This window comes from Candidatus Phyllobacterium onerii, assembly GCF_028331445.1.
Lineage (GTDB): Bacteria > Pseudomonadota > Alphaproteobacteria > Rhizobiales > Rhizobiaceae > Phyllobacterium > Phyllobacterium onerii.
Map to the genome: position 1 here is coordinate 177,686 of NZ_JAQMHX010000007.1, position 15,117 is coordinate 192,802.

A 15,117-nucleotide genomic window follows, 5' to 3' on the forward strand; every position below is an offset into this window, starting at 1 on the left:
CCTAATTCGCCTTTAGCGCTGCCTCGATGGCAGGCATAAGGTCGTCGCGGATCGAGTCTTCCGTCAAAGGTCCGACATGCTTGTAGGCGACGACGCCATCCTTGCCGACCAGGAAGGTTTCCGGCACGCCATAAACGCCCCACTCGATTGCGGCTCGGCCGTTCATGTCGGCTCCAATGGCGGCGTAGGGATTGCCGAGTTCGTCGAGGAAGCCAACGACGTTCTCGTTTTTATCCTTGTAGTTCAGCCCGGTGAGCCGAAACCGCTTGTCTTCACCCAATTGCATGAGCAGCGGGTGTTCGACACGGCAGGGCACACACCAGGAACCAAAAACATTGACGAGCGTGACCTGTCCCTTGAAGGCTGCCGGATCGAGCCCAGGAACCGGCTGGCCATCGTTTTGCAAGCCGCTCACGGCAGGCAGCGACACGTTGGGAGCGGGTTTGCCAATCAGCGCCGACGGAATGACCGATTCATCGCGGCCCGACGCAAGCTGGAATGCGAAAACAGCGGCTAGGGCGGCAAACAGGATAAGTGGCAGAAAGACAAAGAACAGGCTGCGCTTTCGTGGAGCCTTTTCGACTTGCTCCTGCCCCGTCACGATGCGTTATCCATCTTCGTCTCGGATCTGCGCCGTACCCCGCGTGATTCCAGCTCCTGCAGCGCCTGACGCTGGCTGCGTTGATCGATGAAAATCCATCCGATCAAGGCAGCAAGGACAATGATGGCAGCGCCATAGGAGGCAAGCACGAAACCGGTATGGCCCATCATGACACTGTCCCCCGGTCGGCGCTGCGGGCAGCAACGCGGCGCATCGCCGTGACGCGGCGACGCCAGATTTCGTTGCGCATCGCCATCATGTGCAACGTAAAAAATAGCAGGGTGAAACCGATTGCCATGACCAGCAACGGCTTAAGATAAGACGGGTCGAGGGTTGAGCCACCCATGCGGAGCACTGACGCAGGCTGATGCAGCGTGTTCCACCAATCGACCGAAAACTTGATGATCGGAATATTGATGAAGCCGACAAGAGTGAGGATAGCCGTGGCCTTTGCCGATTTTGCCGGATCATCCATGGCGCGGGTTAGCGCGATGATCCCGAGGTACATCAGAAACAGGACAAAAACCGAGGTGAGTCGTGCATCCCAGACCCACCACGTGCCCCACATCGGCTTACCCCAAAGCGAGCCGGTGATCAGCGCCAAGGCAGTGAAGACAGCCCCGATCGGCGCAGCAGCCTTGGCGGAAACATCGGCCAGCGGGTGGCGCCATACCAGTGTTCCGAGCGCCGCAATGCTCATGATCGTGTAACACATCATCGAGAGCCAGGCGAAAGGCACGTGGATGAACATGATCTTGACAGTCGAGCCTTGCTGGTAATCGTCGGGCGCGTTCATCGACATCCAGAAGCCGATGGCCAGCACAAGCGCGGTAAGGCCGCCCAGCCACGGCAGAATGCCGCCTGCCAGGCTCAAAAACCGCGTAGGGTTAGCCAGGTCGATCCATCGTCCGGTCTTGGATACTGCGTCACTCATCACATACTCTTAGCTTTCTGATGCCCGTTTCGCAATTCATCACGCCGTCAATCGGCTGAAGACTTCAACGCTGCGGCGGCGGCTATCGGTCCCAGCACTGCAAAAAACAGCGTAATCGCAGCAAGAATAAGGAACGGTGCCAGAAACGGTGCCGGATCTTCAACTGCGCCATAGGACGCAGACACGCCGAAAATCAGCACCGGTATCGTCAGCGGCAGGATGATCACAGAAACCAGAAGACCGCCGCGGGGCAACGAAACCGCCACCGCAGCGCCCACAGCACCGATCAGCGTTATCGCCGGCGTGCCAACCAGAAGGGTCAAGGCGGTTGCACCAATGGCCGCAGGTTCCATGTTCATGAAAAGCCCAAGCAGCGGCGAGGCAATGACCAATGGCAAGACGCTTACTGTCCAATGCGCCAGACATTTGACGAGGATTGTAAGGGGAAGCATGTGCCGGTCCGACGCCATGATCAAGAGATCGAGCGAGCCATCATCACGATCCGCCTGAAACAGGCGGTCTAGGCCAAGCAAGGTCGCAAGCAGCGCTCCGATCCACAACATGGCCGCACCGATGCGGGAAAGCAGCTTCAGATCGGGGCCCACGCCAAAGGGAACGACGGCAATTACAGCCAGAAAGAACAGGATGCCAACCAATGCACCGCCACCAGCGCGCAGGCCCAGTCGAACGTCGCGAAGGAACAATGCGCCCATTATGCGGCTCCTCCCAGGGCCAATTCCTTCGATCCCTCGAGCCCCAGCGGCAAATGGGTCGCTGCAACTATAATTCCGCCGCCTGTCAGGTGTCCGCGCATAAGTCCGGCGAATTGCGTCTCAGATGCTTTGTCGAGCCCGGCGGTTGGCTCATCCAGAAGCCACACCGGCCGATCGCTGACAAGAAGCCGGGCGATGCTCACGCGGCGTTTTTGTCCGGTCGAAAGATAGCCGAAAGGCAGGTGACCAATTTCACCTAGACTGACGCATTCGAGTGCTTCCTCAATCGAACATTGACCGCGTCCGTGGAACGATTGCCAAAAATGCAGGTTTTCATCGACGCTTAGGACCGACTTCATGGCATTGAGGTGGCCAAGATAATGAGCGGCCGCGGCGAGCCCCTCAAACGCGGCCGGCGCACCCTCGAGCCGAAGCATTCCTTCCACTTGGGAAAGCAGACCTGCGATAATTCGAAGCAGGGTCGATTTACCTGAACCATTGGGCCCGGTCACTATAAGAGCTTCACCGGAGGAAACAGCAAAGTGAAGACCGGAAAACAACAGTTCTCCTCCCCGTTCACCACCCAAATTCTCGGCGATTAACCGCATGACCGATCCGCTTTTTGGCACTTGTGAAACGCCACGTGATTATTTCGACGCAGCACACAATTTAGACTAATTCCGGTCTGGCACAGATCAGCGAAAAACTCTATATAGCTCACAACCATGCCAGCGGTCGGCATGGAAACCATTTTGGCCGATCTCGATACGGGTTCTGTTTGAATCTGTTGCGGGACGGACAGCGGAAATGACTGCACCCGCACCTTAGCGCGTCCTTGAAACGCGGCAAAGGCGTTCGTCCCGGGTTTAGGCCTCAGCATAAGGACGAACGCAACAATGTCTCAGATTGACAGCTTCAAATGTCGGAAGACCCTCACCGTGGGGGACAAGGAATACGTCTATTATAGTTTGACAGAAGCCGAAAAGAACGGCCTGGAAGGCATCTCCCAGCTTCCATTCTCGATGAAAGTTCTTCTCGAAAATCTGCTTCGTTTTGAAGACAATCGCTCGGTCTTCAAGAAAGACATCGAAGCCGTCGCAGCATGGCTCGTCGACCGCGGCAATGCCGGCGCGGAAATCGCCTATCGTCCAGCCCGCGTCCTGATGCAGGACTTTACCGGGGTTCCAGCAGTCGTGGATCTTGCAGCGATGCGCGACGCCATGGTGAACCTCGGTGGCGATCCGGAAAAGATCAATCCGCTTGTTCCGGTTGACCTCGTCATCGATCACTCTGTTATCGTCGATGAGTTCGGCAATCCCCAGGCATTCAAGCGCAATGTCGATCTTGAATATGAACGCAACGGGGAGCGTTATCGCTTCCTGAAATGGGGTCAGCAGGCGTTCAAGAACTTCCGCGTCGTTCCGCCCGGCACCGGCATCTGCCATCAGGTCAATCTCGAATATCTCGCGCAAGGCGTCTGGACCAAGGAAGAGGATGGCGTGACCGTCGCATATCCCGATACTTGCGTCGGCACCGACTCGCACACGACCATGGTCAATGGCCTCGGCGTACTCGGCTGGGGCGTTGGCGGTATCGAGGCTGAAGCATCCATGCTCGGCCAGCCCGTTTCGATGCTTCTGCCGGAAGTCATCGGCTTCCGCCTGACCGGCAAGGTCAAGGAAGGCGTGACAGCGACCGACCTCGTCCTCACTGTTGTGCAGATGCTGCGCAAGAAGGGCGTTGTAGGCAAGTTCGTCGAATTCTTCGGACCTGGCCTCGAGAGCATGACGCTTGCGGACCGTGCAACCATTGGCAACATGGGCCCGGAATACGGCGCGACCTGCGGCTTTTTCCCGATCGACCGCGAAACCATCAATTACATGCACATGTCCGGACGCGACGAAGACCGCCTCGCTCTTGTCGAGGCCTATTCGAAAGCGCAGGGCATGTGGCGCGAGCCAAACTCTGCTGATCCGGTATTCACCGACACGCTGGAACTCGAACTTGGAACCGTGGTGCCGTCCATGGCTGGGCCGAAGCGCCCGGAAGGCCGTATCGCGCTTGAAGGCATTGCGTCCGGCTTCCATGAATCGCTGCAAAAGGAATACAAGAAGACCACGCAGCTCGACGCCCGCTATCCTGTCGAAGGCGAGGACTACGATCTTGGTCATGGCGATGTCGCCATTGCCGCTATCACCTCCTGCACCAACACCTCGAATCCGAGCGTGTTGATTGCAGCAGGTCTTCTTGCCCGCAACGCGGTCGCCAAGGGCCTGAAGTCGAAGCCCTGGGTCAAGACATCGCTTGCTCCGGGCTCGCAGGTCGTTGCCGCCTATCTCGAAAGCGCCGGTTTGCAAACATCGCTCGACGCGCTTGGCTTCAACCTCGTCGGTTTCGGCTGCACGACCTGCATCGGCAATTCTGGTCCGCTGCTGACGCCGATTTCCAAGACCATCAACGACAAGGGTCTGATCGCGGCGTCGGTACTTTCCGGCAATCGTAACTTCGAAGGCCGTGTATCGCCCGACGTTCAGGCAAACTATTTGGCCTCACCGCCTCTCGTCGTTGCCTACGCGATCGCCGGTACAGTTAAACTCGACCTGACCACCGAACCGCTTGGCGAAGATCAGAACGGCAATCCGGTTTTCCTCAAGGATATCTGGCCGTCTTCACACGAGATTCAGGAGTTCATCACCAAGAACGTCACCCGCAAACTGTTTTCAGCCAAATACGCGGATGTGTTCAAGGGCGACGAAAACTGGCAGGCGGTGAAGGTTCCGGCAGGTCAGACCTATGCCTGGGACGATCAGTCGACCTATGTGCAGAACCCGCCTTACTTTGTCGGCATGGGCAAGACACCGGGCAAGGTCAACGACATCAAGGGTGCGCGCATTCTTGGTCTGTTTGGCGACAAGATCACCACCGACCATATTTCTCCGGCCGGTTCGATCAAAGCGGCCTCTCCTGCCGGACAGTATCTGACCGAGCATGGCGTCGCTCCGCTGGACTTCAACCAGTACGGCACGCGCCGCGGCAACCATGAAGTGATGATGCGCGGCACCTTCGCCAATATCCGCATCCGCAATCACATGCTCGGCGAAAACGGCCGTGAAGGGGGCTACACGATCCATTATCCGACCAAGGAGGAGATGCCGATCTACGATGCTGCCATGCAATATCGTAGCGAGAATGTTCCTCTGGTGGTCTTTGCCGGTGTCGAATATGGCAACGGCTCATCGCGTGACTGGGCGGCAAAGGGAACCAGCCTTCTTGGTGTTCGTGCGGTGATCGCCCAGTCCTTCGAGCGTATCCACCGCTCGAACCTGGTTGGCATGGGCATAGTGCCGTTCGTTCTCGAAGACGGCACGAGCTGGCAATCGCTGGAGCTCAAGGGCGATGAAATTGTCTCGATTGAAGGTCTGGCGACGATCCAGCCACGCCAGAAGACATTTGCCACGGTGACTTACGCCGATGGCAGCGTCAAACAGGTGCCGCTGATCTGCCGTATCGATACGATCGACGAACTCGAATATTTGAAGAACGGTGGTATCTTGCAATACGTTCTGCGTGATCTTGCTGCCTGATTGCTCAAAAATATTGTGAAACGAATGGTCGCCGGGAAACCGGCGGCCTTCGATTTAAGGGCAAGACGAAACGTGATCGAATTCACCTCAAAGTGACTTCCTGTTGAAACGATCGGCTCCTATCAATCTTGTGACAATTGAACTGACAAATAAGAACTAAGAAAACCCGGGAAGAAAATAGCTACCTTGTCCCTGCGCACCCTATCCAGACGCATTGTAATCGGCGCACCGTTCGTAGCGGCAGTGGCTTATGTGCTGCCTGTCTGTGCGGAGGAGTCTGGCGGGAAACCAGAGGGTGTCGTCGAGCTCTATACCTCTCAAGGCTGCGGTTCATGCCCCCCTGCGGATGCGGTGCTGAAGTCGCTTGCGACGGAAGGAAAGGTTGTCGCGCTGGCCTTCCACGTGGATTATTGGGACTACCGCGGCTGGACGGACAGCCTTGCTGTACCCGAAAACACCGACCGTCAGAATGCCTATCGTACCGCTCTGGGATTGAACGGTATTTATACGCCGCAGGTGATCCTCAATGGCCGTGAGCATATGAACGGTCAGGATGGCCAGAAAATTCGCAGGCGTATCGCAGAAACGCGCAACACGCCGACTGGACTCACCATCCCCGTTTCCATCGAAAAGACCGCACGGGACCGGCTATTGATCGACATAGGTTCCGGTCCATCCGCGACCAACCCGGTTCGGGTTCTGCTGGCCTATTTCAATCGTGAGAGCATCATCGCCATTCCCGATGGAGAGAATGTCGGACGCAAGGTCAGTTACGCCAATAGTGTGCGCGCGATGGAGACGGTTGGCATGTGGGATGGAGCGGCGCAGAAGATCGAAATCCCGCTAAGCGAGATCGCCAGCAAGAAAGCGTCCGGTTGCGCGGTGCTGCTGCAGGAGATGCTGGGTGAGGGCAAGCCAGGTCCCATTATCGGCGCCTCGATTATGGCCGCGAAACCTTAGCGCATCGGGCGGTAAGACACGCTCTACCCACATAGAAAAACAGGCCGGATAAATCCGGCCTGAGTATTGGGGCATGTTGCTAGGGAGACTGTCGGCTCAACTCGGGCAACCCGTTGGGCGGGGGGCTTGGGGTATCGAGCTGCTTCAAGAACGAACCGGTCTCGGACAACATGCAATTGATGTTGGGTGTCGAATCCGGCGGCATTGCGAACAGATAATGGCGAGAATGTGTCAGCCCATCACCATTCGATTCACAGCGTATTGCTTTGTGAGAAAGCCACCAAAACAGTTCGTAAGCCAGCGATATTGAACTGCTGTCATCACTCCGGGCTTGTAAATTGATGCGGATCAGGCCACCTTTATGTCATCCACGTGACACAACAGTTCTCAAAGGCGGTTGATTGATGGACAGCAATGCAGGTGGCGACGAATCGCAACAGCAGGCTAAACTTATCTCCCTTACCCGTAACAACGATTTGCCCGTAACCTTCAACCGGCGCGAACTCGATCAGATCCTGCGAATATATGGTTTCATGGTGTCAGCCGGTGAATGGCGGGACTACGCCATCGATCATTTGATGGACCGGGCAGTTTTCTCGGTCTTCCGGCGAACCAGTGAAGTACCAATGTTCCGGATAGAGAAAAATCCAAGGCTCGCACGCAAGCAAGGCGCCTACAGCGTCATTGCCGCCAGTGGCCTCATTCTCAAGCGCGGCCAGGAACTCGATCGGGTACTCAGGATCTTCGACAAGAGCCTGAGCGTCGTACGGAGTTAGCGCCTAGGATTTCAGCGGGGGCTCGCCGGGCAAGGTTTCCGAGCCGCCGTTCATGTCCAGCTGCATCAGCACGGTGTCGAGCCAACGACCATGCTTGAAGCCCGATGCCCTGATCGTTCCCGAATGTTTGAAGCCAGAGCTCAAATGCAAACGTACCGATGCTGATGCATCATGGCCATCGCCGATGACTGCGATGAACTGGCGGAAGCCGAGATGGGTGCAATCCTTGATCAGCTGTTGTAGCAGGACCTTGCCAAGCCCCTTCCCCTTTGCCTCCGGTGCAATGTAAATCGAATCCTCGACTGACCACCAATAAGCCGGACGCGTCCGGAAGTAGCTGGCGTAGGCATAGCCGATCACTGCCCCATCGAGTTCCGCTACTACGTAAGGAAATCCGTCCGCGGTGATTGCGTGGAACCGGCGGGTCATCTCTTCCATATCGGGTGGATCGATTTCGTAAGTCGCCGTTCCGTGCAAGACAGCGTCGCGATAGATTTCGGTTATGGCCGGAAGGTCGGCGGGACGAGCTGAACGGATATGAATCTGGGACATGGCGTTTCGCAATGAATTGATATGATCTTGCACGCTTCATGCACTTCTTTGCTTGGAATTTGAAGGGGAGCGTTGTGAAAATTGTCACCGCATCACCGGTGGCAGGAAAATGAAAAGGGCAGCGTTTCCGCTGCCCTTATCTTCAATTCAAGTTCGCAAGAGTTAGTTGCGGTTACCGAGGAACTGCAGAAGGAACATGAACATGTTGATGAAGTCGAGATAAAGTCGGAGTGCACCCATGATTGCCTTGCGGCCATAGGTGTCTGAGCTGTCGCCTTCGTAGTACATTTCCTTGATATTCTGTGTGTCATAGGCGGTCAGGCCGGCGAAGACCAAAACACCGATAGCGGAGATTGCGAACTGCAACGCGCTCGACTGCAGGAAGATATTGATCAGCGAGGCAAGAATGATGCCGATCAGACCCATGAACAGGAATGAGCCCATCGCAGTGAGGTCACGCTTCGTCGTGTATCCATAGAGCGACAGGGCGCCGAAGGATGCCGCGGTGATGAAGAATGTCTGAACGATGCTTCCGGTCGTAAACACCAGGAAGATCGAGGACAGCGAGATACCCACAAGCGCGGCATAGACCCAGAACGTCGTCTGGGCAGCGGCAACGCTCATCTTCTCGATGCGGAAACTCAAAAAGAACACTGCGGCAAGCGGTGCGAGCATCACAACCCAGCGCAGGGGCGAGCCATAGATGGCAACGCCAAGATTTGTCAGCATCTTGCCATTCGGCAACTGCGCTGCGGCAAGCGACGCATCATTGGTGGTTGCGAGATAAACAACTGCAAGGGCGGCAAAACCGGTCACTGCAAGACCGATACCCATAAGGTTATACACCTTCAGCATGTAGCTGCGTAGACCTTGATCGATCCCCGCGTCCACACGCACTCCGGCCGATGTACGGGCCTGGATGTTGCGATAGTCAGCCATGGTTTTCCTCATTTGCTTCGTCCCGTCGGGTGTCGGGGGAATCCCGGGCGCCGCTGGCGGGACCCCAGCATGCCTTGCAAAGAATTATGGTGATTTAAACGCGTCATAACAAGACCTGATTTGCTCAAGATCGTGTGTTGCAGTCCCAAATTGCCCTGAATCCGCGCAATATTACATCGTTTTAATGAATTCAAAGGTTTCGCAAGATCGGTGCCGCCTTCTGGCCAAGTATTCGCCATGTGCCAGCGAGTCCGAAACCGATCGTCAGGACCAAAGCGATAATTACAGTCATCATGGCTACTTCCGGCTGGAAGGAGGCGGGCAATGTCATGACGCGCACAATCACATACCAGGCAGCCACACCACCGGCGAGCAACGCAAAAATAGCGGTCGATAGGCCGAGCAGCATATATTCAAGCGTGAAGGCCTTTATCAGCGTGCGTCTGGTCGCTCCAAGCGTTTTCAACACGACCGCATCATGGACACGCGCGCGATTTCCTGCCGCCAAAGCACCGCCAAGCACCAGAATCGATGCGATGAGTGCCACTGACGCTGCCGCGCGAATAGCAACGGCCAATTGTCCGACCAGCTCATTTGCGATGGTGATCGCATCCTTGACCCGAACGGTCGTCACCGCCGGAAAGCCGCGGGTCACATCGCGCATGACGGTGGCTTCTTGCTGGGAGGTGGCTGCGGGGTCGGTTAGGGTCGCCAGCCATGCATGCGGCGCGCCCGTGAAGGTGTTCGGCGAAAACACCATCACGAAGTTGATGGCAAGGGATTCCCACTGGAGTTGTCGAAAATTGGCGATCCGCGCGGTGATGTTGCGACCAAGCACATTGACCGTCACGGTGTCACCAATCTTCAAGCCAAGATTGCCAGCCTCTTCGGCAGAGAAGGAGACGAGCGGTTCACCGGAGTAGTCAGCCGGCCACCACGAACCTTGTGTCAGCGTCGAGTTTTCCGGCACGGTCTTGGCGTAGGTGATACCGCGGTCGCCGCGCAATACCCACGCGCCCTCGGGTGGAATGGTCAATTTGGTGATATCGGTCCCATTGAACGCGACGATACGCCCGCGCAGCATCGGTGCGCTGACGATCTTGCCATTCGGCGCCGCATTTTGCAGGAGACTGGTGAACTGATCGACCTGCTTGCTCTGAATATCGACAAAGAAAAAATTCGGTGCCCGCTCGGGCAGGTTACCCGCCAGTTGCTGACGCAAACTACCGTCGATAAGTGCAAGCGTAACGAGAAGGGTCAGTCCCAGACCCAGAGACAGGACTACGGAGGGAGTAAGGGCACCCGGCCGGTGAATATTACCAAAAGCAAGTCGCAGCGCTGTCGATCGCACGCGCGGAGCCCGTCGCGCTAGCCATTGAACCAAGCCCGAAACAGCACGCAACACGACGAACGAGAATGCAACCGCGCCAACAAAGACCATGGCGATTCGCCGGTCATAGGCAACGATCACGGCCAGCAAACAAAGGATGCCGATTAGGACAACCGCTGCCACCACGTAGACCAGCTTAGGCCAGCCGCGCTGCTCAAACCCCTGTTCGCGGAAGAGTGCCGTCGCTGGAACGTCTCTAGCGCGCCCCAAGGGCAATATGGCGAACGCGAGTGTTGTCAAAAGACCAAACAGAGCGGCCCAGAGCAATGCGCCAGGATAGAAGCCACCTTTGGAGGCGATGGGCAGAACGCTTTGCAACGCATAACCAGCGGCATATGGAATAAGGGCCGCAACGACTAGGCCGATGAGAATACCGGCCAGCGCTATGATGACGATCTGTATCAGATAGACCGCGATAACGAACCAACCTGGGGCTCCAAGCGACTTGAATGTGGCAATGACGCCGCGCTTTGCGTCGAGATAAGATCTCACTGCATTGGCTACGCCAACCCCGCCAACGATCAGGGAGGTCAGCCCGACCAAGGTCAGGAATTGCGAGAACCGTTCGATATTGGCGCTGAGCGACGGCGCCGCATTGTTGCGGCCACGTATTGTCCATCCAGCTTGTGGAAATTGTTTCTGCGCTTCGTCACGTATGGCTGTGATTGCAGCGTCTGTCGCCCCGGCTGGTAGTGCGATCTTATAGCTATGATCGACAAGGCTTCCCGGCTGGATAAGCCCGGCGGCACCGAGCCCTGCAAGTGAAACCATGAATCGAGGTGCGAACCCAAAGCCGTCGGAAAGCAGATCCGGTTCATTGGTGATGACAGAGCGCAACTCGAACGTTGCAGTTCCAAGGAGAACCCGGTCGCCGAGCTTCAGATTAAGTCGGTCGAGAAATATCTGGGCAACGGCGGCTCCAAAGGCACCATCCCTTTCTGCGAACAGCGCCCGATGGTCAAGTGCGGGTGTCGTCTCCAGCGCTCCAAAGAGCGGATACGCGTTGTCCACCGCCTTCACTTCCACCAGCGATTGATCAGACCCATCGGCAAGCCTTGCCATCGACCGCATGTTGGCGCTGACAGCAACGCGGCCCTTGCTGTCGAGAAAGGCCCGCTCGTCAGGGTTGACTTCACGCTGGTTGAGCTGAAGACGGATATCTCCGCCGAGGATGCTCTGGCCTTGCGTGGAGATACCCGCCGTAACAGAGTTTGCGACCGAGTTGACACCGCCAATGGCCGCCACACCAAGCGCAATACAGGCGAGAAAGATATAGAACCCTGACAGACCACCGCGCATTTCGCGCAGGGCGAAACGCAACGCCAGTTTCAGGGATGGTGAAGCGCGGGCCGGAGATATCTCACTCATGCGCTTTTCGCCAACTCCGGGGCATGCTCATCCGCTTCGATCAGGCCGGAGCGGACCCGGATTTCCCTGTCGCAACGCGCGGCAAGTGTCGCGTCATGGGTGACAAGGACCAGTGTGACGCCGAGTTCCTTCTGCTTGTCAAACAGAAGATCGGCTATCTGCCGACCTGTCGCCGTGTCGAGATTACCTGTTGGTTCGTCGGCAATAAGGATCTTCGGCGACGGTGCTAGCGCGCGGGCTATCGCGACACGCTGCTGCTCGCCGCCTGAGAGTTCACCTGGGTAATGCGTGATGCGATCGGCAAGGCCGACTGCCGCAAGCACATTTTCTGCAATGCTGAAGGCATCCGGATTTCCTGCGAGTTCGAGCGGCACGGCAACATTTTCGAGCGCTGTCATGTTCGGGATGAGATGAAATGATTGGAATACAATGCCGATATTGCGGCCGCGGAACGCCGCGATCTGATCTTCGCTCATGCTTTCGAGTTTCTCGCCGGCAATCTGGACGGAACCGGAATCCACATGCTCAAGTCCAGCGAGAACCATCAGCAGGGTTGATTTGCCCGAGCCGGACGGGCCGACAATACCAACTGACTGCCCATAATTGATATTTAGAGAAATGCCTTTCAACACATGCACCGAGGAAGCACCGCTGCCAAGTGTCAACTCAATGTGATCAAGCGCAATAACGGATTTAGTCACGAAGCACTTCCTTTGCGGTATGGTCAGCACCAGATTGATTGCAGCTGGTCTGATATGGGTACCCAAGAATGAGATTCAAACCATTGTTACAGTTCTTAGTTTTATCTGGTCTAGTTGCCTTGCCGTCTTTGGCCCTGGCCAATCAAAATGCCGTGTCTGACCGCCCGTTGGCGGTCGTCGGTTTCGGCGACAGCCTGATGTCCGGTTTCCAACTGCCGATCCAGGATTCGTTCACCGCCCAGTTGGAAAAAGCGCTGAAGGATAAGGGCGTCAACGTGACGATCACCAATGCGGGCGTCGCGGGCGAAACGACCACGGACGGCGTCTCCAGGCTGGATTGGTCGGTGCCCGAAGGTACCGATTTGGTGATTCTCGAGTTTGGCGCCAATGACGCGCTTCGAGGCATCGACCCGGCTATCAGCGAGAAAAACCTCTCCGATATTCTTGAGAAACTGAAGCAGCGCAACGTTCAGGTCATTCTCGCCGGCATGCTGGCACCTCCCAATATGGGCAATGACTATGCGCAGAAGTTCAACGCGATCTTTCCCCGCCTGGCGGAAAAATATGATGTGCCGCTCTATCCCTTCTTCCTGGATGGCGTGGCGACAGTGAAATCATTGCAACTCGCGGATGGCGAACATCCGAACACCGAGGGTGTTGCCAAGATGGTTGAAGGTTTTCTGCCACTCATGGAAAAGACCATAAGCCAGCGCACCGCATCACAATAGGTGTTCTACGCGCTGTTGCCAGCTGTGCGGCAACCTGTTCTGCCCCCTTTTGGATGAGCCGTGTCTAATTTGTCGCGCCGGAGGATAATCTGAACTTATGTCTTGCTCGCGAGTTCATTCGATGATTCTCTAAAGTTACAACTCGATTCGGGGAGGATGCCTTATGCCGCGTCTCTTTACTGCCCTCGAAATCCCGAGGGACGCCGCTCTCTCACTGTCGCTCTTGCGCGGTGGTCTGCCAGGTGCCCGATGGATTGATGTCGAAAACTATCACATCACGTTACGCTTTATCGGAGATGTCGAAGGCCATATCGCCGACGAGGTCGCCAATGCGCTCGACCGCATAAGGCGGCCGGAATTTACGCTGCAACTTTCTGGCGTGAACGCTTTCGGCTCAAAGAAGCCACATAGTCTGGTCGCAGGTGTGTCTCCTTCGCCGGACATTCAAGCGCTGCACGCCGAAATCGAGCGCATCTGCCAGCGCCTTATGCTGCCGGCCGATCAACGCAAATTTACCCCGCATGTGACGCTGGCACGGCTGCGCAATGTCCGTAATGAAGAAGTCGCGCACTATCTCTCCTCACGCGGAAACTTCTCCACAGCACCGTTTACGATCGGGCGTTTCGTGCTGATGTCCTCGCGCGATTCCATCGGTGGCGGACCTTACATTGTCGAGGAAGCCTGGCCACTCGAAGCCCCGCGTTCTTTCTACCCGAACCGTGCGGAGAGACCTTTGGAGGCCGCCAGGATCATTCGGTAGACGCGTTCGAAATCGACATTCGTGCCGTAATACGGATCCGGGATCTGTGTGGCGTCTCCAAGCGCGAGTTCATAGAACATTCCGACTTCCGCTGTGGCAAGGCTAGGTCGGCGCGCTTTGATGGTCGCGACATTCTCCCGGTCCATGCCGATGATCAGGTCAAACCTGGTGAAATCGTCCGCGGTGAGCTGGCGGCACCTTTGGGCTGAAATGTCGATGTCGTGTCGGCTGGCGACGGCAATGGAACGTTCGTCCGGCAATTCTCCCGTGTGATAGCCATTGGTACCGGCGGACTCTATGAGGACACCATTCCCTTTCCCCTCTGCCACCAGCACCGATCGGAATACACCCTCGGCCAGGGGAGAGCGGCAGATATTACCGAGACAAACGAACAGAACGGAATGGAGTGGCTGTGATGTCATGCAAGCACTCTGGTTTGGACGAGGACGCGCTAACGAATTCCGCAACAATTTCACCGAAACTCTTGCAGCACGCCGCCGTTCTTCCCATGTTGTCACGGAATGGTTTTGAAGGAAAAGGGATGAACGACGCAAAGATTGGCGAAATTCTGGAACCCGGAAGTGAGGATCAGCAGCGCTCCCGCGAGGAACGAGTTCGTGCGCGCTTCTGGAAAACGGCACGCAAGGCGGCGAAATCCATTCCATTTCTGGATGAAGTCGTTGCCGGTTATTTTTGTGCGCTCGATCCTGCGACGCCGACGAAAGTGCGCGGCATTCTTCTTGGTTCGCTTGCCTATTTCGTATTGCCCCTCGACTTCATTCCGGACTTCCTCTTCGGTCTCGGCTTCACCGACGACGTCGCCGTCCTGATGGCAGCATTGACCGCCATTCGCAGTCACATCACACCCGCGCATCGGGCGGCCGCACAAACGGCGATCGAAAACCTCGACCGCGATCCTTCGCCGGCCAATTGATTTCGATTCATCACAAGGATGTGAAACTGCGAAACGTCAAAGTCTCGCCGCTTTTGTTTGGCTGGAGTTCACTGGTGGGACGTTAACGAGGATGCGATATTCGTAGCTCTGAAAATTTGCTCTATCTTCACCGTTTGGTAACCCAGATTAAGTCAAATTAAGGGAAGCGAACTGGAC

The 15,117-nt window shown here is 56.4% G+C and carries 15 protein-coding genes and 1 pseudogene; 6 read left to right on the forward strand and 10 right to left on the reverse strand.

The features are described 5' to 3' along the window. Position 1: 1 nt before the first annotated feature. From PHA01_RS17505 to ccmA, 5 genes are read right to left on the reverse strand one after another with little or no spacing between them, the layout of a single operon-like run. Positions 2-601 (reverse strand): DsbE family thiol:disulfide interchange protein, encoded by a 600-nt coding sequence (locus tag PHA01_RS17505; protein ID WP_271897680.1) that lies wholly within the window; start codon positions 599-601, stop codon positions 2-4. Next, entirely contained in the window at positions 598-771 is a 174-nt protein-coding gene (gene ccmD / locus PHA01_RS17510; RefSeq protein ID WP_271897681.1) for a heme exporter protein CcmD, read from the reverse strand. Before ccmD ends, PHA01_RS17505 begins: the two co-directional genes overlap by 4 nt. After that, positions 768-1,538 (reverse strand): heme ABC transporter permease, encoded by a 771-nt coding sequence (locus PHA01_RS17515; protein WP_271897682.1) that lies wholly within the window; start codon positions 1,536-1,538, stop codon positions 768-770. The genes ccmD and PHA01_RS17515 overlap by 4 nt, the downstream gene beginning before the upstream one ends. A gap of 44 nt (positions 1,539-1,582) precedes the next feature. After that, the gene (gene ccmB / locus PHA01_RS17520) at positions 1,583-2,248 is read right to left on the reverse strand and encodes a heme exporter protein CcmB (protein WP_271897683.1); all 666 of its coding nucleotides are present in this window, start codon (positions 2,246-2,248) and stop codon (positions 1,583-1,585) included. Beyond that, positions 2,248-2,856, reverse strand: coding sequence for a heme ABC exporter ATP-binding protein CcmA (gene ccmA, locus PHA01_RS17525; protein ID WP_271897684.1), 609 nt, complete (start codon positions 2,854-2,856; stop codon positions 2,248-2,250). Before ccmA ends, ccmB begins: the two co-directional genes overlap by 1 nt. Positions 2,857-3,144: 288 nt before the next feature. Between ccmA and acnA the strand changes: the two genes are divergently transcribed. The 3 genes and pseudogenes from acnA to PHA01_RS17540 all read left to right on the forward strand — a co-directional run. Beyond that, positions 3,145-5,832 (forward strand): aconitate hydratase AcnA, encoded by a 2,688-nt coding sequence (gene acnA, locus PHA01_RS17530; RefSeq protein ID WP_271897685.1) that lies wholly within the window; start codon positions 3,145-3,147, stop codon positions 5,830-5,832. Between the two features lie 186 nt (positions 5,833-6,018). After that, positions 6,019-6,792: a DUF1223 domain-containing protein gene (locus PHA01_RS17535; protein ID WP_246410964.1), complete on the forward strand. Its 774-nt coding sequence runs from the start codon at positions 6,019-6,021 to the stop codon at positions 6,790-6,792. 488 nt (positions 6,793-7,280) lie between these two features. Then, positions 7,281-7,568: pseudogene (locus tag PHA01_RS17540) on the forward strand (DUF2794 domain-containing protein); the annotation flags it as partial. Positions 7,569-7,571: 3 nt separating this feature from the next. On the opposite strand, the gene PHA01_RS17545 reads toward PHA01_RS17540, so the two are convergent. The 4 genes from PHA01_RS17545 to PHA01_RS17560 form a co-directional block, all read right to left on the reverse strand. Next, positions 7,572-8,120 carry a GNAT family N-acetyltransferase gene (locus PHA01_RS17545; protein WP_271897687.1) on the reverse strand — a complete coding sequence of 183 codons (549 nt, stop codon included), beginning with the start codon at positions 8,118-8,120 and terminating at the stop codon, positions 7,572-7,574. A gap of 162 nt (positions 8,121-8,282) precedes the next feature. Further along, entirely contained in the window at positions 8,283-9,059 is a 777-nt protein-coding gene (locus PHA01_RS17550) for a Bax inhibitor-1/YccA family protein (protein ID WP_271897688.1), read from the reverse strand. 190 nt (positions 9,060-9,249) lie between these two features. Further along, positions 9,250-11,817: an ABC transporter permease gene (locus PHA01_RS17555; protein WP_271897689.1), complete on the reverse strand. Its 2,568-nt coding sequence runs from the start codon at positions 11,815-11,817 to the stop codon at positions 9,250-9,252. After that, positions 11,814-12,518: an ABC transporter ATP-binding protein gene (locus tag PHA01_RS17560; protein WP_271897690.1), complete on the reverse strand. Its 705-nt coding sequence runs from the start codon at positions 12,516-12,518 to the stop codon at positions 11,814-11,816. Before PHA01_RS17560 ends, PHA01_RS17555 begins: the two co-directional genes overlap by 4 nt. 68 nt (positions 12,519-12,586) lie before the next feature. On the opposite strand from PHA01_RS17560, the gene PHA01_RS17565 reads away from it, so the two are divergent. After that, a complete protein-coding gene (locus PHA01_RS17565) occupies positions 12,587-13,246 on the forward strand; it encodes an arylesterase (protein WP_271897691.1) in 660 nt (219 codons plus the stop codon). A gap of 163 nt (positions 13,247-13,409) precedes the next feature. Beyond that, complete coding sequence (thpR, locus tag PHA01_RS17570) at positions 13,410-14,006, forward strand: RNA 2',3'-cyclic phosphodiesterase (protein ID WP_224507452.1); 597 nt, start codon at positions 13,410-13,412, stop codon at positions 14,004-14,006. Here the strand turns inward: thpR and PHA01_RS17575 are convergent. Further along, positions 13,955-14,428 (reverse strand): low molecular weight protein-tyrosine-phosphatase, encoded by a 474-nt coding sequence (locus PHA01_RS17575; protein ID WP_271897692.1) that lies wholly within the window; start codon positions 14,426-14,428, stop codon positions 13,955-13,957. The two genes, thpR and PHA01_RS17575, sit on opposite strands and share 52 nt — an antisense overlap. Before the next feature lie 119 nt (positions 14,429-14,547). Here PHA01_RS17575 and PHA01_RS17580 point away from each other — a divergent pair, with 119 nt between their 5' ends. After that, entirely contained in the window at positions 14,548-14,940 is a 393-nt protein-coding gene (locus PHA01_RS17580; protein WP_224507457.1) for a YkvA family protein, read from the forward strand. Positions 14,941-15,117: the final 177 nt, after the last annotated feature.